Annotated in this window: 19 protein-coding genes and 1 tRNA gene; 3 read left to right on the top strand and 17 right to left on the bottom strand. The window is 62.3% G+C overall.

Annotated elements, in window-relative coordinates:
• Positions 1–29 precede the first annotated feature (29 nt).
• Positions 30–911, bottom strand: a complete 882-nt coding sequence (locus Q1B16_RS11890) for a hypothetical protein (protein ID WP_299788514.1) — start codon at positions 909–911, stop codon at positions 30–32.
• 147 nt (positions 912–1,058) lie between these two features.
• Between Q1B16_RS11890 and Q1B16_RS11885 the strand changes: the two genes are divergently transcribed.
• A tRNA-Thr gene (locus Q1B16_RS11885) sits at positions 1,059–1,134 on the top strand.
• 230 nt (positions 1,135–1,364) lie between these two features.
• Here the strand turns inward: Q1B16_RS11885 and Q1B16_RS11880 are convergent.
• Together Q1B16_RS11880 and Q1B16_RS11875 are read right to left on the bottom strand one after the other, a co-directional pair.
• A complete protein-coding gene (locus tag Q1B16_RS11880; RefSeq protein ID WP_299788511.1) occupies positions 1,365–2,702 on the bottom strand; it encodes an ATP-binding protein in 1,338 nt (445 codons plus the stop codon).
• Positions 2,699–3,409, bottom strand: coding sequence for a response regulator (locus Q1B16_RS11875; RefSeq protein WP_299788508.1), 711 nt, complete (start codon positions 3,407–3,409; stop codon positions 2,699–2,701). The genes Q1B16_RS11880 and Q1B16_RS11875 overlap by 4 nt, the downstream gene beginning before the upstream one ends.
• Positions 3,410–3,647: 238 nt before the next feature.
• Here Q1B16_RS11875 and Q1B16_RS11870 point away from each other — a divergent pair, with 238 nt between their 5' ends.
• Positions 3,648–4,193: an EF-hand domain-containing protein gene (locus Q1B16_RS11870; protein ID WP_299788505.1), complete on the top strand. Its 546-nt coding sequence runs from the start codon at positions 3,648–3,650 to the stop codon at positions 4,191–4,193.
• 111 nt (positions 4,194–4,304) lie between these two features.
• Here Q1B16_RS11870 and Q1B16_RS11865 read toward each other — a convergent pair whose 3' ends face one another.
• The 11 genes from Q1B16_RS11865 to Q1B16_RS11815 all read right to left on the bottom strand — a co-directional run bounded on the left by Q1B16_RS11865 (position 4,305) and on the right by Q1B16_RS11815 (position 16,033).
• Positions 4,305–5,597, bottom strand: a complete 1,293-nt coding sequence (locus Q1B16_RS11865) for a sulfatase-like hydrolase/transferase (protein ID WP_299788502.1) — start codon at positions 5,595–5,597, stop codon at positions 4,305–4,307.
• 59 nt (positions 5,598–5,656) lie between these two features.
• Positions 5,657–7,399 carry an FAD-binding protein gene (locus Q1B16_RS11860; protein ID WP_299788499.1) on the bottom strand — a complete coding sequence of 581 codons (1,743 nt, stop codon included), beginning with the start codon at positions 7,397–7,399 and terminating at the stop codon, positions 5,657–5,659.
• Between the two features lie 124 nt (positions 7,400–7,523).
• Complete coding sequence (locus Q1B16_RS11855) at positions 7,524–8,375, bottom strand: hypothetical protein (RefSeq protein ID WP_299788496.1); 852 nt, start codon at positions 8,373–8,375, stop codon at positions 7,524–7,526.
• A gap of 73 nt (positions 8,376–8,448) precedes the next feature.
• Entirely contained in the window at positions 8,449–9,120 is a 672-nt protein-coding gene (locus Q1B16_RS11850; RefSeq protein WP_299788492.1) for a ferric reductase-like transmembrane domain-containing protein, read from the bottom strand.
• 4 nt (positions 9,121–9,124) lie between these two features.
• On the bottom strand, positions 9,125–9,334 hold the full coding sequence (locus tag Q1B16_RS11845) for a 4Fe-4S dicluster domain-containing protein (RefSeq protein ID WP_299788489.1): 210 nt from the start codon (positions 9,332–9,334) through the stop codon (positions 9,125–9,127).
• Positions 9,335–9,356: 22 nt separating this feature from the next.
• Entirely contained in the window at positions 9,357–10,697 is a 1,341-nt protein-coding gene (locus tag Q1B16_RS11840; protein ID WP_299788486.1) for a ferric reductase-like transmembrane domain-containing protein, read from the bottom strand.
• Between the two features lie 38 nt (positions 10,698–10,735).
• Complete coding sequence (locus tag Q1B16_RS11835; RefSeq protein ID WP_299788483.1) at positions 10,736–12,028, bottom strand: DUF1566 domain-containing protein; 1,293 nt, start codon at positions 12,026–12,028, stop codon at positions 10,736–10,738.
• Positions 12,029–12,080: 52 nt separating this feature from the next.
• Complete coding sequence (locus Q1B16_RS11830) at positions 12,081–12,740, bottom strand: PEBP family protein (RefSeq protein WP_299788480.1); 660 nt, start codon at positions 12,738–12,740, stop codon at positions 12,081–12,083.
• A gap of 28 nt (positions 12,741–12,768) precedes the next feature.
• Positions 12,769–13,509: a hypothetical protein gene (locus Q1B16_RS11825; RefSeq protein WP_299788477.1), complete on the bottom strand. Its 741-nt coding sequence runs from the start codon at positions 13,507–13,509 to the stop codon at positions 12,769–12,771.
• A gap of 440 nt (positions 13,510–13,949) precedes the next feature.
• Entirely contained in the window at positions 13,950–14,255 is a 306-nt protein-coding gene (locus Q1B16_RS11820) for a hypothetical protein (protein ID WP_299788474.1), read from the bottom strand.
• 158 nt (positions 14,256–14,413) lie between these two features.
• On the bottom strand, positions 14,414–16,033 hold the full coding sequence (locus tag Q1B16_RS11815; protein ID WP_299788471.1) for a hypothetical protein: 1,620 nt from the start codon (positions 16,031–16,033) through the stop codon (positions 14,414–14,416).
• Between the two features lie 398 nt (positions 16,034–16,431).
• Between Q1B16_RS11815 and Q1B16_RS11810 the strand changes: the two genes are divergently transcribed.
• Positions 16,432–17,055, top strand: coding sequence for a cyclic nucleotide-binding domain-containing protein (locus Q1B16_RS11810; protein ID WP_299788468.1), 624 nt, complete (start codon positions 16,432–16,434; stop codon positions 17,053–17,055).
• 60 nt (positions 17,056–17,115) lie between these two features.
• Here Q1B16_RS11810 and Q1B16_RS11805 read toward each other — a convergent pair whose 3' ends face one another.
• From Q1B16_RS11805 to Q1B16_RS11795, 3 genes are read right to left on the bottom strand one after another with little or no spacing between them, the layout of a single operon-like run.
• A complete protein-coding gene (locus Q1B16_RS11805) occupies positions 17,116–18,066 on the bottom strand; it encodes a F0F1 ATP synthase subunit gamma (protein WP_299788465.1) in 951 nt (316 codons plus the stop codon).
• A complete protein-coding gene (locus Q1B16_RS11800) occupies positions 18,050–19,597 on the bottom strand; it encodes a F0F1 ATP synthase subunit alpha (RefSeq protein WP_299788462.1) in 1,548 nt (515 codons plus the stop codon). Before Q1B16_RS11800 ends, Q1B16_RS11805 begins: the two co-directional genes overlap by 17 nt.
• Positions 19,594–20,349, bottom strand: coding sequence for a F0F1 ATP synthase subunit B (locus Q1B16_RS11795; protein ID WP_299788459.1), 756 nt, complete (start codon positions 20,347–20,349; stop codon positions 19,594–19,596). The genes Q1B16_RS11800 and Q1B16_RS11795 overlap by 4 nt, the downstream gene beginning before the upstream one ends.
• Between the last annotated feature and the right edge of the window lie 2 nt (positions 20,350–20,351).

Below are 20,351 nucleotides of genomic sequence, written 5' to 3'. Positions count from 1 at the left end.
TTTCGGCGGCACAGATGGGCCGATGCCGCTCAAGGCGTGATCAGTGTTACGCCCGGCACCCGGCCCACGTCGAAGATATCTTCTTCGTACTGATCGGTCAGATCCTCGATCAAATCCGCGTCCCAACCCGGCAGGTCCAGTTCGTGCTCGACCTTGGATTCATCGGCGTATTTGTCGAGAAACGCCACCATCACCCGGCGGATCTGAATCTCGGTCAGATCGGGCTTTTCGGCCAGATAGGCGCGGAACCGCGTCATCCCCTCTTGCGACATGATATCCGCCATCCGCGAATAGGCGCCGATGATCGGATGGGTTGGCTCAACACCGGCCAGTTCCCGCACCAGTTCGCCCCAAATCAGCGGGCTGTCCTCGTCGCACCAGACCGTGACCGGAACGCCCGGCAAGGCGCCGGTGATCCGGGCGATCAGATCGGACCATCGCAGCTGCGCCGGATCGAGCCCCTGCATCAACTGCGGGATCGTCTCGTGCGGTGTCGCGCCAAGCAGCGCCGGAAGATAGGTCGCCGGGTTCCGCAGCGCGATGAACACCTCGAACACGTCACCGGAAAAAACCTCGCGCAGGGTGCGCAGCCGCTGTTCCGCCTTGCGGTAGACGACGCCCCCCTGAAACGCGATTTTCGGCACGGAAAACAGGTTCTCATGTGACAGGATCAAGCGGTCCACATGCCCGGTATCTTCGTCAAGAATGCTGTCGAGAAGCACATCGCGTGCGTCCGGCGACGGGGGCATGTCGCCCAGCGTGTTCAGCATTTCCGAGATCAGCTTGCGATACCTCCCCGGACCTGGAATCGCGACACCTTCCGGCCGCAACCCGTCGCGGTTGCGCAAAAGCGTCTTGAACAGCCGGTCGCTGTCGGTCTCGTGAAGGCCCGTGTGAAGGACAACCTGCATCTGATTTCAATTATTCTCGCTGCCTCACCGCATTATAGGCGCGCAGCGCGGGATGAAAACCAGCTTTGACGTCCCGGCGCAATTCAGGAAATTTCGCCAGATTGCCTCTTGCACAGCCGCGCGACACTCAGTAATCACGCCCCCGGAGCCCCTATAGCTCAGCTGGTAGAGCAACTGATTTGTAATCAGTAGGTCCGCGGTTCGAGTCCGTGTGGGGGCACCATTGGATTTCTCAGACACCTTAGATTCCTCGGCTGTCAGTGCCTTTTTGTCTGATCTTTGTCTGCTAATGCCATTGATGCGCCTCGCGCTCGATTTGACGACAAGCCTCAAACGCAGATCCTCTATTTTGGTTAACGTCGCGATGCACCTCGTAGCGCGTGCCAGAGATGTCTTCACAGCTCCCCCTCACCAGACATGGCGGACGACAATGCCCGTCGGTAAGGATCACATTCATCCCACGGGCTCCAATGGGAGCCGGACCGTAGCGCGAAGGCCGCCTTCGGGGCGGTTCTGAAGCACGAGGGAGCCGCCGTGAGAGGCCATGATGTTGCGTGCGATTGCGAGGCCGAGACCCGCGCCGCCGGTTTCGAGGCTTCGGCTGTCTTCGCCGCGCACGAAGGGTTCGAGGACTTGCGACAGGCGCTCCGGCGGGATTCCGGGGCCGTCATCCTCGACACTGATCACCGCATCGTCGCCCTCACGCGCGAGTGAAACGCGGGCCACGTCGCCATAGCGCATGGCGTTGTCGATCAGGTTCCCCACGGCACGACCAAGCGCAACCGGACGACCGACGATCCGCATCGCGCGTCCTTCTTGATACGATGCGCCGCGATCTTCGCAGAGCCGGGCCAGCATCTGTCCCAGATTGATCTCTTGCGTCGCTTCTCCGTCACCGGCGCCACGGGCGTACGCGACGAGGCCATCGGCCATAACCGTCATCTCGTCGAGCGTGCGGATCATCGGTTTGGCCTCATCCTCGTCCAGCATTTCGGCGCGGATCCGCAGCGAGGTGATCGGCGTTCGCAGATCATGGCCCACGGAAGCCAGCGTTCGCATTCGCTCGGCATCGAACCGCGCGATACGGTCCTGCATGTCGTTGAAGGCGGCGGACGCCTCGCGCAATTCCCGGGGACCGGTTTCTTTCACCCGCGCGGTTCGATCCCCCTGCCCGGCGGCACGGGCGGCGGCGGCAAGATCATTCAATGGCCGGGTAAGTCGGCGCAGGAACACCAGCGCCACACCCAGCACTGCGGCGAGCGAAATCCCGAGGATAAGAAACATCACGTCGCCCGGGAGGCCGGGGGGCGCCGCGCGGCGGTCTTCCCGCGACACCGAGTTGAGCCAGCGGGTCGCATCCTCTCCGCGCAGACGGATCGACAGGGCAACCGTTTCGCCGCGGCGACCGTTGTCGGATGGCCGGACCATGATGGCGGCGCGCACCTCCCGGTCATCGAGTGCGGTTGCGAGATCGTCGCTCAGCGCGACCGATCGCGGTGCGGTCGGCATGTCCTCAACGATGGGGCGCGGATCAACCGAGAGCCGCGACACCCGCGTGGATGCCTCTCTTGCCACCGCCTCGCGCAGTCCCGCCGGGGCCGCCTCGATCGCGGGAACAAGCGAGACGATCCGCTCGACCTCCCGCTCAATCCTGAGCGCATTCTCTTGTTGCAGCCGGTCGATATAGAGAACCGTCGCAGCGATGAGGTTCGCCGCCACAAGTGCCAATGCAAGCAAAATTGCGAAACGGGCGGCGAGACCGTCAAGCGGGAAGCGTGCGCGCAGGCTCATTCTTCCACGTCCACGGCCAGCCGGTAGCCGCCGCCCCATTCCGTCATGATCAGGCGTGGCGCTTTCGGGTCATCCTCGATCTTGCGGCGTAGGCGGCTCACGGTATTGTCGATGGCGCGGTCGTAGGCCTTGGCGTCACGCCCCAAGGTCAGATCGAGCAGCCGATCGCGGCTCAGAACCTCGTGCGGGTGATCAAGGAGGATCCCGAGGAGCCGGTTTTCCCCTGAGGTCAGGGAAACGGTGCGCCCGTCGTCGTGGCGCGCCTCGCCGGTATCGGCGTTGTGCCGCCAAGATCCGAACCGGCGGATACCCGAGGCGACCTTCGGCGCGGCCTGCGGGACGCGGCGCAGGACAGCGCGGATGCGGGCGAGGAGTTCGCGGGGGTTAAATGGTTTGACGAGGTAGTCGTCGGCACCCAGCTCCAATCCCACGATGCGATCCGTTTCGTCGGCCATCGCGGTCAGCAGGATCACCGGCGGACCGCCGCGGGCCACCAGCCAACGGCACAGGCTGAGCCCGTCTTCCCCCGGCATCATGATATCGAGCACCACCAGTGCCGGGTTCCCCTTGTCGAGGATCCGCCGCGCTTCGCCCGCATTCGCGGCAAGCTCGGTGCGAAACCCCTGTTTGCGCAGGTATTGCGCCAGCGGCTCACGAATGTCGCGGGCATCGTCGACGATCAGGATTTGGGGCTCGGCTGGGGTCATGTCAGATGGGCAGCGTGTTTCGGTTGCGTTTCAATACAATAGGGGCAAGCGGAGGGTGTTTCCCACCTCCAATCGTGTGGGGCGACGCAGGAAATTGTCGCAAAGCGTCGCCGGTCCGGCCCTTGCGACACCTTGCGACAAAACGGGTCCGGTGCTGACACACATTCCGGGGCGCGACCCTCCATATCGGAATTGTCGCAGGCGAGGCAGCCTGCCGAACCAACCGAAAGAACATGACATGAAATCTTCCAAAGCACTCCCCATCGGCTTTCTCGTTCTGGCGCTTGCCGGCACCGGCGCGATGGTTGCAACGGCCCAGACAGCGCCCGTGGCGCCCGATGCGCTATCCGCGGATGCACAAATGACGCGCGCCGATATGCGGGGCGACCGTGACGGGCGCGGCGGACGCGACGGCCATCGCGGCGGTCATCGTGGCGGCGGCTTCGGCGGCGAGATGTTCCGCACCGTCTTCGACGCCGCCGACGCCGATGGCGACGGGTCCGTGACCCAGGCCGAGATCGACGCCTACCGCGCCGCGCAGATCGGCGCCGTCGACGCCTCCGGCGATGGCGCGCTGTCGATCGAGGAGTTCGACGAGCTCTACCGGTCCTTCACCCGCTCGCGCATGGTTGATGCCTTCCAATCGCTGGACAGCGACGGCGACGGGCAGATCGCGCCCGAAGAGCTCGACACCCGGATCGCGCGGATGGTCGAACGGCTCGACCGGGACGGCGATGGCGCGCTGACCTTGCAACGGCGCAGTGCCCCGCAAGGCGACAACTGATCCCGGGCGGGGCGGCGCATTGCTGCCCCGCACCTTCGAGCTTTCGGATCGGTCAATGTGCCTGATCCGCCATTGCGATTGTCAAAGCATGATCCCCGAAGCCAGGCACGCTCAGTTGCCGCGAACGGCCGCATGGCGCTCTTTGATCTGTGAGATGATGGCTGCTTCGTGCGCAGAGATGCCGTCCGCGAGGAGATCGACCTGCTCGCGCGGATCCATGGAAAGGTCATAGAGCTCCGGCTCTTCGCCCACTTCCTGCACCAGTTTGTAGATACCTTCCCGAAGTGCCCAGCCGAAGACGTCGCTGGGCTTGGCGTCCTCCGGGTCGCCGAAATGCTCGACATAGATAAAGTCGCGGGTGGTTTCGCCGCCTGTCAGCGCGGGCGCGAAGTCGTGGCCGTCGCCGGCAGAGACCTCGGCACCGATCATGCCGGCGATGGTCGTGAACAGGTCCACGGTTTCGACAAACGCAGCCGTGCGGCCCGGTTCGATGCCGGGCCCGGTGACGACCAGCGGAACATGGGTGCCACCCTCGTAGATGGTGCCCTTGGCGTCGTGATCGCCATAGAAACCGCGCGTGACCTGGTTCGGCGAGCCGTTGTCACCAATGAAGATCACAACGGTATTGTCCCGTTCTTCCTGGGGCATCGATCCGAGCAGGCGGCCGATTTCGGTGTCGAGCGCCTCGAGCATGGCGTTGTAGTAGGGTAAGGGGTTTTCTGCGATGGCATCGGCATCATCCGCCAGTTCGTCGAAACCATGCAAATCGGCCGGTGGCAGATGGAACGGCGTGTGCGGCGCGTTGTAGGCCAACCACAGGAACCAGGGATCGTTCTGCGCGTCGATCCAGTCGATGGCGCGGTCGGTCAGAACTGTGGTCGCGTAACCGTCGACCTGCACCTCTTCACCGCCCGTGACGGCCGTCCATTCCGAGTAGTTGCGCACGCCGCCCATGAACAGACCGAAGTAATCCGGCACGCCCAACTCAGCCGGGTGGTTGCGGTCTGCATCCGCCCCGGCAAGGTGCCATTTGCCGATCAGGTTTGCGCTGTAGTCGGTGGTGGCGAGCACATCGAAAAGGCTCGTGACGTCTGCCGACAACCCGTTGGTCCCGTCGGGCGGAATGGCCGCACCGACCCCGGTGCGAAACCCGTATTGCCCGGTCATGATCGTCGCGCGGGTTGGCGAGCAGACGGGGGCTGAATAGGCATTGTCGAACACCATTCCGGATGCGCACAGGGCCTCGACATTTGGCATTGGTGCCTGCTGATCGCCAAGCGAATAGCAGCGTGACGCATCGAGCCCCATGTCATCGGCGATGATCAAAAGGATGTTCGGCTCCGCGAAGGCGGCGCCGGGCAAGGCAAGTGTCAGGGCAGTGGCCAGTCTTGAGATCATGCGCATTCGGGTTTCTCCTTGTTTAAGTGCTCGGCTCGGTGGGACGAGAGGGCGTGACGGCGCGCTCACCCCTGATCGGGCCATGTGCCGAAGGGTTGCTTGGTCAGTTCCATCGTTCCGTCATCGGCGCGGTGGATGTTGATCCAGGCGCGCCAGTTCACGTCGTCCACCTCGGGGTAATCGAGCCGGTAGTGGCTGCACCGGCTTTCGGTCCGGAAAAGCGAGGCGCGCAGCTTCATCTCGGCGCTGAGGATCATGTTGCGCGTCTCCCATGCCAGCCGCAGCTCGTGCATATTGGCCGCGCGCAGCATCGGGGCGTGGTGGTCGCGGAGCTCTTCAATGTAGGCCAGTGCCGCGTTCATCATCGCGGCCTTCTTGATGTAGAGCACGAAGTTCGGGATCATGATCCCCTGTAGTGTCTGGGTGACCCAGGCCGGGCCGTAGCCCGCGTCACGCCGCAGGGGGGCGAGGATCTCGTCCGTGATCTCGGCCAGCCGCGTGTCGGGTATCATTGGCGCTTCGACACCGGAGGCATACTCCGCTGCCGCCTCGCCCGCGATGGCCCCTTGCACGGCAGAGCCTGCCAGCGACGAACCGACCTGAGTGTAGATGCCACCGGCCATGTGACTGCCAAGCGCGTCGCCCGCCGCATAGAGGCCGGGGATGTTGGACGCGCAGCGGTCGTCGTAGGGCACCAGCCCTTCGGATTTGTGGATCGCCATGCCCGCCGAGGCGCCCCCGACATTGGCGCTTGGAGCGAAGCCCGGAGGCGGGCCGCCGGGGGCTCCGCCCTCACCCGCGCCGGGTGGCGGGCCGTCGCCATCGGCGGGCGCGTCGGAAGTGCGCTGGAACTCCTGCGGCACGTAAGGTCCGCCCGCAACCTCCGCGGTCTCCTGCGGCGCACCGGGCCCGCCCGCGACGGGATTGCCAAGCACATAGGCGCGGTAGTTCAGGTCGACGCCCAGATCGTGGTGCACTTCGACGCCGTTGGTGGAGGGCACACGCTCGAACATGTCGCCCCAGGTGTCGAAGGTGGCCGCAGGATGGTCGGCGCGTGTCATGTGGCCGTCGTTCCATTCCTTGCCCGTGACCTTGGCCCCAATCCGGTAGGCCATCACCGTGCCGTCATGCGTCAGGTCGCCGAGCGGAAAGCCGTTCGGTTTGAAGCCCCCTGCCCCGGTGCACAGAATCACGGATTTTGCCCGGATCGTGACGGTTTCCTCGGCGTCGAGCCGAAAGCCGGCAGCACCGGCGATGCGGCCGTCTTCCTTGATGAGGTGGGTGATCGTCACCCGTTCCAGCAGCGGGATGTCCCGGTCATCGATGGGTCGCATGAAGGGGCGGTTCGCCAGCGTCTGGTTGAAGTATCCCCAGTCGCGCAGCTCTACCGCGCGGTCCATCGAATGCTCGGCGAGCTGGCGGGTATAGACCGGGTTGTTGGTGCCAAGGGCCGAGCGCGACACGGTGTCGACGAAGTCGTCGATGCTGCCTGGTTCCGTCGCGGGATCGAACACGAAGAAACCCTTGCCGAAGGGCGTCAGGCCCGAAGAGCCCAGCCTCCCCTTCGAGACGATCATCGTGGCGGCCCCTGCGTCATGCGCCTTCACCGCCGCGAACAGACCCGCCATGCCGCCGCCGATCACCAGCACGTCGGTCACATGGTCGGTGTTGGTGATGGCGTCCGGATCGATCTCGACGGCGTTCTGCGCCCAGGCCTCCATACCTATGGCAGCCAGCCCGGCACTCGCGCCGCTAAAGGCCATGAACGCGCGGCGGGTTGGACCGGATGTCTCTGACGTCGTGGTCATGATGCGATGCCTCTTTGTACGGAGCTGGATTGGGGCAGTTCGGGGAAAGGGGGTGTTTGACGGAAGCCGTGGGAGAGAAAGTGGGCTGCCCCGCGCTTGAAGGCGCATGGCAGCTGTTGTGGGATCAGTTCGGCATTTTATCGTATTCGATGACGAAGCCCCTGTTGTACCCGGTCGGCATCCCGCGTTCGCCATATTGGGCGACGGTGTCCCAATAATCGCCCCAGGTGGGCACGGGCACGTTCAACTCGCCAAAGCCCATGACGTTCTGGCGCCCCGCCCCGTTGGGCTGGGTATTGTCGCGCGGATCGCGGTCGGTGACGCCGTCGTCAAGATTCTGAGCCCAGTTGGTGTAGTCCCACGGCTCGCCGGAGAGCCACTGCCACCCGTCGAGAGACTCCTCGGTGTCAGAGACCCGCACACCACCCAGGAACGGACCGATCTTGATACGGTAGTGGCTGTCGGGCGTGTAGTCGTCGGGGAACTGCCAGAAATACGTGTCGTCATTGACCAGGCTGAAGACGAAGGCGTTTTCTTCCGGGGATGTCAGCGAGGCAAGATAGCCGCCTTCGTTTTCCGCGAGGATCGCGGCCTGCACCCAGCTGATGTTCATGCTCTCTACCAGAACGACCTCGTAGTAATGCGTGCCGCCTTCGGGGCGGGTAAAACTCTGGATCGGTTCGCGGGTCAGGTCCACGTCTTCGGGCAGTGCGTCGAAGCTTCCGAAGATCGGGTAATTGACGCTGAAGGTCGCGGGGCCAACCCGAACCTCCTGCAGTTGCACGTCGTCTTGCGGCGGTGGCCCGGAGGCATTGCCCGCGCCCGGCTTCGATCCGCCCTGCGGGTACATGCCGGTTTCGGGCATCCCGGAGAGGTCATAAAACCCTTCGGCGGGGGTATAGTCCTGCGCGGCTGCGTGGTTTGCCTGTATCGCGGTCGATGCGGCAAAAGCGATCATGATGGGTCTGCAAGTCATGGCGTGGTCCTTTGTGTCTCTGCTATGTTCGATGCACCTGTTTCGCGTCGGGTGACTGTCCTTGATCTCGTGGTCATGATGCCGGTTCTGTCTGGATGGATTTGTGCGGTTTCGGCCGAGCCGCCCAATACAGCTTGGCCAACATGCCAAAGCCGGTGACGGCCAGTCCCAGAAACAACACGGACAGGGCGATATCGGTGTGACGGCCAAGCGCAATCGCGTGCCACAGCGCCAGCACCGTGAAGCTGACGGCCAGCCCGCCATGAACATAACGCCAACCGCGATAATGGGTGGAGAGGCGCTTGATGATGGGTTTGCGGAAGAAGGCGGTGACGACCAGCACCACAAGGATCAGGTAGGCGAAGAACCCGGCCATCAGCGCCAGATTGTCGAAGGTCGTGACCATCGTGATGAGCGCGTCCCAGGGGCGGATGCCACCTTCGAACGCGCGCGGCAGGACGATCAGGGCGGGATGGGCCAGGATCACCGCGACCGCCGTGTAGGCGATATACTTGTGGACCTTCTGGATCTGTGGCGGCTGGAAGACGCTCAGAAGCCAGGTGTTGCTGCGCGCCATGAAGAACTGGCCCAGCATGGCGGCGAAGGCCAGAAGCGTGGCCAGCGAGATCGCCTCTTTCAGCAGGGACCGGCGAGGCGCGTCGCCGAGCGCGTAGAACATCAGAGGCAGGCCAACGAAGATGGCGATGGCGCAAAGGATGGTTGCGCGTTGAACGGTGAATTTCATGGCGCTACCCCCACGGTACGATGACGGGAATGGATTTCTCGGGTGACATCTCGATGGCGTCGACTGGGCAATACATCCGGCACAGGTGGCAGATCTGGCAGTCGGCGGCATAGGTGATGACAGCCTTGCCGTCCTCCATGCGGATCACGTCGCAGGGGCAGGACTTCACGCATTCCTCGCAGCCGATACAGCCGGTGATGCTCTTGATGGTCATTGGCGGTCTCCTGACGCTTGCCTCAGCGCATGTTGAAAAGTTCCTGGTGGAAATCGCCGGGCTTGAGTCCATTGGCGACAAGATCGCGGCGCAGCTGATCGCCGAATGCGGCGGGGCCGCAGAACCAGATGCTGGCGCCCTTCCAATCGGGCAGTCTCTCGCGCAGGCGCGCTCCGGTGAGAAGTCCGTCCTTGCCATCGCGGATCAAGTGTAGGTCGACCCCTGCGGCGGCTGCATCGGCCTGAAGCAGCGCCTCGGGGTCTGGTGCGATCTCGGGCACGGTGTGGAACAGATCGACTGTTCGGCCGTCCGGGGCCGTCGCCAGGTGTTTCAGACGGGCGATAAAGGGCGTGATGCCGATGCCCGCCCCGATCCAGATCTGGCGGTCCATTGGATCGTCGAACGTGAAGCGGCCATAGGGCCCCTCGACGCTGACATCAGCCCCCACCGACAGGATTTCGGGCAGGCGTTCAGTGTGGTCGCCGAGCGCCTTGGAGATGAAGGTGATCGACCGGGTCGCCGGATCCCAGGCCGAGGCGATGGTGAAAGGATGCGCGCCCTCCTTGCGGTCAAAGGTAACGAAAGCGAATTGCCCGGCCTCGTGGCCCGGCCAGTCTTGATCGACCGTGATTTCCGTTTCGGTGATCCTCATCGACGGGAATTGTCGAAAGGCCGCGATCTTGCCGGACACCCTGCGGCGGCGGCCGATCTGCCGTGTCAGCGCCAGTACCGCCGCGACGACGCCGCCCACCATCAGGAGCGCCGTGACAATGCCCACGGGCTGCATCCAGGCATCGAAGTCCATCAGGACGGCGGCGTGGAAAACCAGGACAAGATATGCGATGGCTATCAATGCGTGGGTCGCCGCAAAGAACCGGTAAGGAATGCGTCGGACCAGCGCGACAACGATGAGCGCGATAACGGCGTAGAACGCCCATTCGCCCAAACCCTCGGCCGTGCCGCGCTGGCTGTTCAGAAACGTCTGCACCGCGCCCAGATCCGGCAAGTCACCGCCGGGCGGGCGCCGCTCCGGAGCGTCCATGATGCCCAAAGAAACGGCCCATTTCGGCCCGTTGACGACAATCCAATGAACGAGCGCCGCGACCAGCGCCGAGATACCGAGCCACTTGTGCAACCGGTACGATTTGTCGAGTCCGTTCAGCCAGCGGTCCACCGCAGGCGCGCGCATGGCCAGGATCATCGCAACGCTCATCGTGCCAATGGCGATCACGCCGAAATACTGGACCGCGAGGTTGCGCAAGGCGATGACGGTGAGCGTTTCGGGCAGCGGCAAATTGGCCGCGATCCAGAGAAGGCTCAGCCCGGCGAGCAGGCTCCAGAGGGTGATGCGTATCGGTTTCATGTTTCAGTTCCAGTGCTGACCCGCGCCCCCGCGAACGCCTAGCGCACGCAACGCACGAGGTTGTCGGAGCGGTTGTAGTCACAGGCATTGACCGAGCAGGTCGTGTCTTCGGTCATCTCCTGACCGACGATCGTCTTGATCGAGGACCGTTGCGCGCCTGCGCCGTGCCAATCGGTGTATTCGGTCTGGTCGCCCGACTTGCTGAGGGCTTTGCCGAAGGCGATGACATTGGCGTAGGTCTTCCAGTCACCGAAGGTCGTGCTGGTCCAGAAATCCAGCGTTTCGGAGTCTTCCGAGATCGTGAAGACAGCTTCGTCAATGGCCGGGAACCCCGTGCGAGGGTAATCGACGATGCTTTGCAGTTCCTTGGAATTCGGCAGCCGCCAATCCGCGTGCCCGGCAAGGTCGAGCCCCTCGCAATAGGCCAGCGCCTCTTTCCACTCGCGGCGGGTTCCGTCATCGGATTGCTGCCACATCAGGCCGGTGGCGGCGTCAGTCACCGTACCGTCGTTATTTGGGACGAATGCATTGATGCCATAGACATCTTCATCACCGCTGACGCAGCGCACGTAATTTCCCGGGGCCGAAAGGGCCGGACTGGGCGATGCTCCATCGGAGGCGGCAACGGCGCCCGCGCCCCCACTTCCCGGCGGTGGTGGCGGCGTCGCCGTGCTGTCATCCGACTGCATATCGGGCAGCGCGCTGCTGGATGACATTGCGCCGGTATAGAAATCGAGCCCGGTCCCGTAGGCCTTGATGTGGCCATCGGCGAAGTTGAAGCCGAACGCCGCCTGGTTGCGGCCGTTCTGAACCGGGCCTTTGACGTATAGCGTCGAACTCCAGTACTGGCCCGCGAAGGCCATCTCCCCGTCCGGATAGGTGAAGTCGAATACACTGGTATCGATGTATGGGGTCGGCTCGCCCTCTTCGGGCTTGAGCAACTCGCCACGGTTGTCGGCAAGCGAATAGAGCTCCTTGATGGAGGGCACCCGACAGTTATCCCGTCCGCCGAGGTTCAGGTCGCCGCAATAGGACAAGGCGTCGGTGTATTGAAGGCGGTCGTTCTGGGGCGTCTGCTGCCAGACAAGACCCGTGTTGGTGTCTGTCACCGTGCCGTCACCATTATCGACATACACGGCGGAAAGCCCCGGATATTGCGCATCCTGACCGTACAGGTCCTCACCTTCGGCCGGACAGGCGATCTCGTCACCCGTGAGGCCGAAACACCTGTCCTGCATCGTGTCGACGACAGGATATGTCAGGTTTTGGGCGTGCGCGGTCTGGGCCAGCAGTGCCGCCAGAGCGGATGCTGTGGCAAATGTCTTGATCATGGAAACGATCCCTTTTGGGTTTGCGTTTGGGTGACTGTCAGACCGGTTTTGCTCATTCGACGACCAATCGGCATAGCACCGTGTTGCTCTGTTCGAGGTCCGCGCCCCAGATCAGCTCGGCTTGCGAAGACCATGCGATGTCGTCGTAGCCCATTTTCGGATCGACCTGAGCGGCCGTGTAGACAGTCGCCTGCGGCCAGGCGGACGCGTCAAACCCGGTGCTGTCCCAGCCGTCGGGCTCGTCCGACGCTTCGAAGGTGCATGGGTCTTTTCCCGCGACAGGATCGGCCTCGGCTTCGCAAGCCTTGTCGAGCGGCGCGGTATGGATGGTCAGGCATTGCCAGTCGGCATTGCTGACCGCGACGAGGGTATCTGAGACGTCCCTGATCTGTAGGATCAAACCGCCATCGCCCATCTGTTGACGGCGCGTTCCGATGTATTCCAGCCCGGTGTCGTTTTCCTTGAAATCCTTTGCCACGACGCCGATCACGAAGGGCCGGTCGGCTTCGAAATGGAAACGCTCCGCGTTGAAGGACCGCTCGGTGGTGATCGGCACGCTGTCTTCTGCAACCAGCGCGCCGTTGACGCGCATCTCGAACCAGTTGTCGGCCCAGACATCGGCAAGAAAAGTTTCGGCCAGGAGAATGTTCGGGAGAAGTCCGAGCAGCAGAATGCCGCTGCCAGTTGCCTTGAGTGTTGTGTTCAGTGACATGGTGGCATCCTTTCTGGGTTTTGGCGGTTCATGCCCAAGGGGGCACGGCAAGGATCAAATGGGTGAGCATCGCGTCGGCCGCGTAAAAGCTCCAGTGCAGCGAATAGGCCCATCGAAAGCCGTTTCGGACGCGCAGGTAGAGATACGGGAGCATCGCGCCGAACAGTACGGCGGCGAGCGTGAAGCGGGCGACATAGAGCGGGGTGAAACCGTCGAAGGCCAGACCGAGATGAAACAGGCCGAACGCCAGTGCCATGCCCACGCTTACCGTTGTGAGTCCAAATCCTGCGCGGATGCCCGAAAAGATGAGCGCGGCAACTAGGACCTGCTGAAACAGGATATCGGCGGATTTCGGCAGGTAATACCAGGCAGAAGCGAACATGAACTCCGGCGGGTTCGGGGGTGCGCGGACCTCCGACACATCCGGCAGGAGCGGCAGGACATAGACCACGAACAGCCCGAAGCCCGTGAGGATCGGAAGCAGGGTCAGCCCTTCTTGCACCACGCGATTTCGGTCGAAGACATTGCTGAAGCAGGAGCGAAACAGCCACGCCGCCAACGCCGCCCAACCAAGGTAATATGCCGTGAACAAGATCGGCGCGCCATCATAGCCACTTTCGAGCCCGAGTGCGTCGACCAGCGCATAGTAGGCTTCGCTGGACAAGGTCCAGAGGGCCGCCACAAGGAGCAACGTCATGAGAACCCGTCCGACGCTTCCGTCAGGCGTGCCGTTCATCTTCGCTGGCTGGATATCCGCGTTCGGAATCATGGTTCTCTCTTGTCGCATCGCTCATTCCGAAACCCGCTTGTTTCAACCTTCGGCCGGGTCGGACGGCACGCAGACCAGACCATTCCCGGTACTTCGGGGAGGTTGGCGGCAGACGCCCGTGATTTCCGATCCATCAAGGTAAAACGCACAGAAATCGCCTTCGATCGATGCCGAACAAGCGTTCACTGCCTCCCGGGGTGGAGGGCCGCTTTTAGGCCCGCCCTGTAAAGAAGGCTCGGTTTGCGCGAACTCATTTGCGTCTAGCTGCGGTCCCGCATGTACCTCTGGAACCAAGCTAAGGGCCGCAAAGGCGATTATCACAGCAGGGCTCGTCTTGCTCTTCATGTTCGGAGTCCCGAAAAAACGATTGTTCCGCCGAAGGCGATTTTGGTGAACGACGTGTGAGGCCACACCGTTCACCAAGCTGACGCCATGAGACATCAATTGTCGGTGCTTGCCTCGACAGGGAAAATGACGACCCGGGTTTCAATGCCGTAGGGTTCGATGACGATCGGAACGACAGTCGGACCTTCGTATGAATCGAGCGGCAACTGCTGAGCAACTTCGCAGACCGTGTTTTCCCATTCCGCCATCGACGAGGCTTGCTCTTGACCGGCGGCGGCAATGCTGTCGGACATGCTGATCACGGTGCCTTCGCAATCCACCATTGTCACGTCGGCGGCAGCCATGCCAACCGATGCGAGAACGAAAACGCCGGCGAGTTTCAGTGTATTCACATTTGTCATTTTGATATTCCTTAGGTTCTGGTTTCGCTCGATTGAGCAAGACCAGTCCTAGGTCGCGGGCATCGGACAGGATTGACGAACGTCAATGACCGCGCACGATCAGGGTTGGCAGGACGAAAACGCCGCTCTTCAAACGGGCCAGCCGTCGACAATGAACGCTAGGCGATCTGCAAACCCACCTTTCGCGCAGCAGCGAGTGCACGATCCGCGATTTCGTCGCACAAGCAGATCGCATCGAAATAGCGACGCGTGAATTGCTCGGTATCGGGCGCAATATCGAGGAGGCGGGCTTTCTCGACTTCAGCCGCCTCCATATTCCCCACTTCTATCTGGAACCACATCATGATGTAGTGAAACGCGAAGAAGCCAGGCATCGGCCGCTTCTTGAACTCTGCGATCGCCGCTTCAGGGCCTTCATTCATCATCAGGAACATCGCTTTCGGCATGTGATACCAGTCGGGATGTAGCGGGTTGAGGGCCAGGGCACGGTCGAGCAGCGGCATCGCCTCGTCCCACTCCGCGAGTCGGACGAAACACATGCCGAACATGGCCAGCATGTCAGCGTGGCCCGGATTGAGTTGCAAAGCCCGTTTGACCGAAGCGCGAAAATCGACAAATCGCTTGGAATGAAAACAAGCAAGCGCCAAGGCCTGATGTGCCATTGCATTCTGTGGATCACAACGCACGGCACGTTTCGCGTGTCTCATCGCCTGTTCGAGTCGCACAGGATCGCCCACATCCGCCGACATCGTCCGGTAATACTCGACTTCGATCATCGCCAACGCGGCATGGGCTTCCGCCGAGGTAGGATCAATGCTCACCGCATGCTTCAGACCAGCCTCGATCTCGTCGCGTTCGGCCTTGCCCAACTGAAAGCCGTACTCGAAGTATCGAGACATCCACGAATACGTGTCCCATCTGATTGCGGGCCGAGACCGCTGCGCCAGCCGCGCGAGTTGCCCGATGGAGGCATCGACCCCGATGCGCGCGGCGATACGGGTACACAGCTCGTCCTGTGCATCGAAGATATGCTGTGGGTCCATCCGCATGTCGATTTGAGTGGTCATGAGGACAGAGTCCTGTGCGGCGTCGATCAGCTTGATCCGTGTTTCGATCAGATCATTCCGCACCCGGAACGTCCCCTCCAGCACGAAATCCGGTTGGAAACTCTGATATATCTGCGCAATGCTCAACTGCTGGCCTTTGGCCTTTTCCGTCGTCGAGCGTGAAAACACGGAAAGGTATTTGAAACGGGACAGGTCCGAGATGACACCCTCCGTCAACCCCAGCGACAGAAAGTCATGCTCGTCGCCGCGCCCGATATTCTCAAAGGGCAAAACGGCAATCGAAGGTTTCTCAGATGGCCGTTCATCGACGTCCGCGGATGCGTCTTCCACATCCGTTCGGTCATCAATGACGGTCTGTTGGTATTTCGGTTCGTACCCGCCTTTCGCGATGACGATATGAATCGGATCGTCAGCGCCATCTTGCCGATAGTATTGCTCCAGCTTTTGGCGCAGCGCGCGGGCCTGAACCCGCACGATGGTGTCTGTCTGCGGATCGAAATCGTCGTCCTTGTCGAACACCTCAATCCCGATCGTGTAGCCTTTGAGTTGATCCGACCGACCGGCAAGGTCCTGTTCGACAACGTAAGTCAGGAAGCGTGACAGACGAGGGGCGTTGCGAAACTGGCGGCTTGCAACAACACGCGCCAATTGTTCCTTCACGGCATCGCAGGTCAACGATGACGCACATATGGGCTCCATAGGTTTCGTCATCGGCGCTCCTGCGTCAATCAGGTTCTGAATTTCAGCGGATTAACTATCCGACTCACTGTGAGTCACTTAAGATATATTCCAAACACCATACGTTGGAAATGCAGGCTCCGGAAGCTCCTGCGGAAGTTGCAAGCTTTACCAATGCTTCGCGGGTTCACGTAGGCGCTTTTTCAGTTCTGTAAGCAGAATATCGTCGTAACACGGCCCTCGAACGTCGGCCGAATTTCCAGGATGGGACCCGTTTCATGAATGATATGACTGCATCTTTTGCGAGCGCAAATCCTGGCAAACACTCCATCCCGCGATCCCGGACCGTGTCTTCCCGACCGGGAGCGACCTTCACTTCCCCTCGACCGGGCCGCACCGAAAGACAGCAGACCGGACATGACAGCACGGAGTTGCTTGCCCTATTCCGGGACAGCGCGTTTGAACAGCATTTTCGGCCCGACAGCACGATGATGCTGCACGGAGACCCGGCGGATAATCTCTATCTGCTCGTGTCGGGCACCGTGCGCTGCTGTACGATCGACTCCACCGGCAATCGGCAGATATTCGCTTTCCCGACGAAAGGACACCTGATCGGCATATCCGACATGGATCATTGGCATTTCACGGCAGAGGCCGTCGACCATGTGATCGTCAAATCTCTGCCGCGACTGACTTTGGAACAACATCTGGCGGTCAATGCCGCTTTGCGTCTGGAAATCGGAGCCTACATGCGTGGCCTTCTTGCGCAACGCGAGCGGCAGTTGCTTACAATGTCATCGATCAAAGGCCCGGAGCGTCTGTTTCGGTTTCTTGAGGATTATGCCGAAAGCCGGTCCAACACAGAGCACGTGGTGCTGCCGATGTGCCGCCGCGACATAGGCGACCATATCGGATTGTCTATGGAGAGCGTGAGCCGCGCCTTCAGCGAGTTGAAGCGGACCGGTCGAATCCATCTGAAATCCCACGAGAAATACAAGATCGTCTACAAAGCGGAAGAGCCGATGGGGTCCGCCCCGCGACCGTTCGATGTTTGATCCGTCGGTAAGGCCTGTACGGCCGAAATCGCATTGCTCAGGGAAGGTATGACAGCGCCTTCACGTCTTCCGATCATCCCGACCGGGTGCCGGGTCAAGTTTGTTTTCCTTCGCGCCCGGTTTGCGTCGCGCGGAGTTCTTCAATGCCTCGAAGCCGATGATGACATCCAGAAGCTCGGTGGTGATGCCGCTTTGCCGCAGCGCGTTCGCGTCTGACCGGAGCGCTTCGAGCCGGTCCTCAACGGATTGCTCGGCCTGGCTCATCAAGGCGAGCCGCGCTGCGTTTTCCGTGACCATAGCCTCCGCAGACGCCTTGAAGAGGCTCGCGAAGACAAAACCGCGGATCAGCGCGGGGAAGAGTGTGTCTGCGGGCATCGAAAAACCGGGCAGGCTTCGGGACCGCCACGGTTTTCGCTCAAGTTCGTTCAGAACGCCCGTACCGAGCGGCAACAGAGCGACCGTCCGGGCGATCTGTCCACCAGAGTCGCTTCGAGCGGTGAAGGCCAGGTTGACTGCGATCTCGGAAGCGCGCGTTCGGTTCCGGACATCGTCGAGATATTGCGTCACCCGGTTCGCCAACCGCCCGATCCCATCCACCGATGCAGGCGGTAGAAACACCTTTTCGACCTCGATCGACCGGTCCGCCAGCGCGTCGGCCATTTGCGCGCCGACACACAACACGATGGGTTGTAAACCATCATCCGAGCCCAAGCCAGAAGCCACATGCGCCGCAAGTATTTCGTTGTAGTTGCCGCACAAACCGTGATCGGATCCGAACACGACGACGACCCAGGCACCCACCACCTGTGCTTTGAAATCCAGCGGACCGGATGCCTTGAGAAAGGCGTGCAAACCGTCAAGGACGGTCTGGTAATAGGCCTCGATCGCGCGGCCGGCCTGTTCGTAGGGCGCGGAGTTGATCACCGACAGCGTCTTCATCGTGCGAACGACGCTGTGGATGCTCTCCATGCTGCCCATCTGTCGGGTCAGGCTTTCAAGCGTTTGGGCCATCTGCCCGTTCCCTTTCCGCCCGTGCTTGTCGGCCGAGGGCGCTCATCCGCTCTTGCGCCGCCTCATTGAGCGCCGCGCCGGAGCCGATCTGCGCGGCGATGTCTGAAAGCTCGCGCTGCGTCATGCCTCTGATGTCTGCCATCACCGCGTCGGACCTGGCCTCGCTCAGCCCGTCCAGAACGCCGGCATTCGCGGCGATCAGAACGGCCAGTTGTTCGATGGCGGGCATCGGGTCACGCTCGGCTTGGCGCAGCGCGCCGCGCACAGCCGCGCCGCGGGTCAGGCGGGCGCGCGTCGCCTCGTCGAGCCGGGTGCCGAAGCGGGCGAAGTCCTCCAGTTCCTCGAATTGCGACAGCGTCACGCGCAGGTTGCCGGACACCGACCGGAAGGCCGGGCTTTGCGCCTTCCCGCCCACCCGGCTCACCGATTTGCCCAGGTCGACCGCGGGAAACTGGTTCTTCCGCACGAGACGTGGGGACAGGTAGATTTGCCCGTCCGTGATCGAAATCAGGTTTGTCGGGATGTAGGCCGACAGGTTCTCTGCCTGCGTCTCGACCACGGCCAGCGCGGTGATCGAGCCTCCACCCGCCGCGTCGGTGAACTGCCCCGCGCGCTCCAGCAGCCTGGCGTGGATGTAGAAGATGTCCCCCGGAAACGCCTCGCGCCCCGGCGGGCGTCGCAAAAGCAGCGACAATTCGCGGTAGGACCGCGCGTGATGTGTCAGATCGTCAAAGACGACCAGCACGTCCCGGCCCTGCCCCGAAAAATACTCCGCCATCGTCATCGCGGCATAGGGCGCGACATAGGCCAGCCCCGCCGCCTCCTCGTCCCCAGCGGCCATGACGATTGTGCGGTCCATCATGCCGCCGTCGCGGATCGCGGCGATGACCTTGGCCACCGCATCGCCTCTCTGCCCGATGGCGCAATAGATGCAGATCACGTCGGTGTCTTTCTGGTTCAGGATCGCATCGACCGAGATCGAGGTCTTGCCTGTCTGCCTGTCGCCGATCACCAATTGGCGCTGCCCAAGCCCGATGGGAACCGCTGCATCAATGGCCTTGAGGCCCGTCGCCAATGGGCGCGAGATCGCGCGGCGCGCGAGTATCTTCGGAGCTTCAGCCTCCACCGGCCGCAGCGTCGCCGCTTTCAGAGGGCCTTTCCCGTCGCTGGGGATGCCGAGGGCGTCAACGACGCGGCCCAAAAGCCCCTCGCCCACCTGCGCGCTGACCACCCGATGCGACCGGGTCACCCGTTCGCCGACCCTCACCCGGTCCGACGGCCCGAGCAGCACCACCCCAAGTCGGCCAGGCTCAAGGTCGAGCACGAGGCCGCGTACACCGCTTTCGAACTCCAACACTTCCTCCGCCAGGGCGCGCTCGAGCCCGCTGACAACGGCGATTCCGTCACCGACTTCGGCCACTATTCCCACTTCGCTGAGACGCGGCCCGGGCGGCGGGCTGTTCAGGAGGGTGCGGAGCAGATCATCCGGATCAATGGTGGGGGTCCTCGGGTTCACAACCATCGCGGTCATGCTTTCTGCCCGGAGTTGGAGCCCAGTTGGTCGGCCATGAGATCGCCCAGACCTTCGATATAGGTATCGACCGTCCAGGCAAGCTGTGCCCTGCCGATGCGAAGGGTCAACCCGGGCGCCTGGGCCGGATCGGTCTCAAAGCGCAGGGCAAGGCCGGGGAAGCGGTTGTGCAACTCGGCCGCGATAAGATCGCGGGTCGACTGCGACAGAGCCTCATGGCTCGTTATCGTGGCATCTTCCGGATTGCCGACCGCACGCTCGAGTTCGCCATTGGTTTCACGCATTTTCCGGGCCAGCTGAGCGGCGATGCGGGCCTCCAGGCTATCGTCCGCCAGATCGCCGAGCGCCTTGCGGGTCAGGTCCAGCAGGGCGTTCGCGCCAGCGCGCTGCAATTTGCCGGTAAAACTCCGCGCCTCCTCGTCCAGATGCGCAGCCCATGCAGCGCGTTCGCGCTCGATGCGGGCCTGCGCTTCTGCCAGCAGGGCATCCTTTTCCTTTTCGGCCTCACGACGCACCGCCTCGGTTGTCGAAGTCTGCTCCGATTGCAGCGCCTCCAGCCGAGCACGATAGTCTGCCTCGGTCGCCTTGGCCTCCTCTCTGGCGCGCACCGCGATCTGCATGCGCTCGGCGATCTCGGCTTCGCGGGCGTCGATGCCGTCCAGAATGGGGCGATAGAGAAACCGCTTGAGCAGCCAGACCAACACCAGGAAGTTGGCAAGCTGGGCCGCGACCGTGATCCAGTCGATGGACATGG

It is taken from the genome of uncultured Marivita sp., assembly GCF_947488135.1.
Classification (GTDB): Bacteria; Pseudomonadota; Alphaproteobacteria; order Rhodobacterales; family Rhodobacteraceae; genus Marivita.
The sequence above is the reverse complement of the archived record's forward strand: the minus strand, read 5'-3'. Positions and strand labels throughout refer to the sequence as shown.

What these genes read in the sequence shown, in the direction of transcription:
- Q1B16_RS11890 (WP_299788514.1), bottom strand. Translation starts at nt 911, where the DNA reads ATGCAGGTTGTCCTTCACACGGGCCTTCACGAGACCGACAGCGACCGG.
- Q1B16_RS11880 (WP_299788511.1), bottom strand. Translation starts at nt 2,702, where the DNA reads ATGAGCCTGCGCGCACGCTTCCCGCTTGACGGTCTCGCCGCCCGTTTC.
- Q1B16_RS11875 (WP_299788508.1), bottom strand. Translation starts at nt 3,409, where the DNA reads ATGACCCCAGCCGAGCCCCAAATCCTGATCGTCGACGATGCCCGCGAC.
- Q1B16_RS11870 (WP_299788505.1), top strand. Translation starts at nt 3,648, where the DNA reads ATGAAATCTTCCAAAGCACTCCCCATCGGCTTTCTCGTTCTGGCGCTT.
- Q1B16_RS11865 (WP_299788502.1), bottom strand. Translation starts at nt 5,597, where the DNA reads ATGCGCATGATCTCAAGACTGGCCACTGCCCTGACACTTGCCTTGCCC.
- Q1B16_RS11860 (WP_299788499.1), bottom strand. Translation starts at nt 7,399, where the DNA reads ATGACCACGACGTCAGAGACATCCGGTCCAACCCGCCGCGCGTTCATG.
- Q1B16_RS11855 (WP_299788496.1), bottom strand. Translation starts at nt 8,375, where the DNA reads ATGACTTGCAGACCCATCATGATCGCTTTTGCCGCATCGACCGCGATA.
- Q1B16_RS11850 (WP_299788492.1), bottom strand. Translation starts at nt 9,120, where the DNA reads ATGAAATTCACCGTTCAACGCGCAACCATCCTTTGCGCCATCGCCATC.
- Q1B16_RS11845 (WP_299788489.1), bottom strand. Translation starts at nt 9,334, where the DNA reads ATGACCATCAAGAGCATCACCGGCTGTATCGGCTGCGAGGAATGCGTG.
- Q1B16_RS11840 (WP_299788486.1), bottom strand. Translation starts at nt 10,697, where the DNA reads ATGAAACCGATACGCATCACCCTCTGGAGCCTGCTCGCCGGGCTGAGC.
- Q1B16_RS11835 (WP_299788483.1), bottom strand. Translation starts at nt 12,028, where the DNA reads ATGATCAAGACATTTGCCACAGCATCCGCTCTGGCGGCACTGCTGGCC.
- Q1B16_RS11830 (WP_299788480.1), bottom strand. Translation starts at nt 12,740, where the DNA reads ATGTCACTGAACACAACACTCAAGGCAACTGGCAGCGGCATTCTGCTG.
- Q1B16_RS11825 (WP_299788477.1), bottom strand. Translation starts at nt 13,509, where the DNA reads ATGATTCCGAACGCGGATATCCAGCCAGCGAAGATGAACGGCACGCCT.
- Q1B16_RS11820 (WP_299788474.1), bottom strand. Translation starts at nt 14,255, where the DNA reads ATGACAAATGTGAATACACTGAAACTCGCCGGCGTTTTCGTTCTCGCA.
- Q1B16_RS11815 (WP_299788471.1), bottom strand. Translation starts at nt 16,033, where the DNA reads ATGACGAAACCTATGGAGCCCATATGTGCGTCATCGTTGACCTGCGAT.
- Q1B16_RS11805 (WP_299788465.1), bottom strand. Translation starts at nt 18,066, where the DNA reads ATGGCCCAAACGCTTGAAAGCCTGACCCGACAGATGGGCAGCATGGAG.
- Q1B16_RS11800 (WP_299788462.1), bottom strand. Translation starts at nt 19,597, where the DNA reads ATGACCGCGATGGTTGTGAACCCGAGGACCCCCACCATTGATCCGGAT.
- Q1B16_RS11795 (WP_299788459.1), bottom strand. Translation starts at nt 20,349, where the DNA reads ATGTCCATCGACTGGATCACGGTCGCGGCCCAGCTTGCCAACTTCCTG.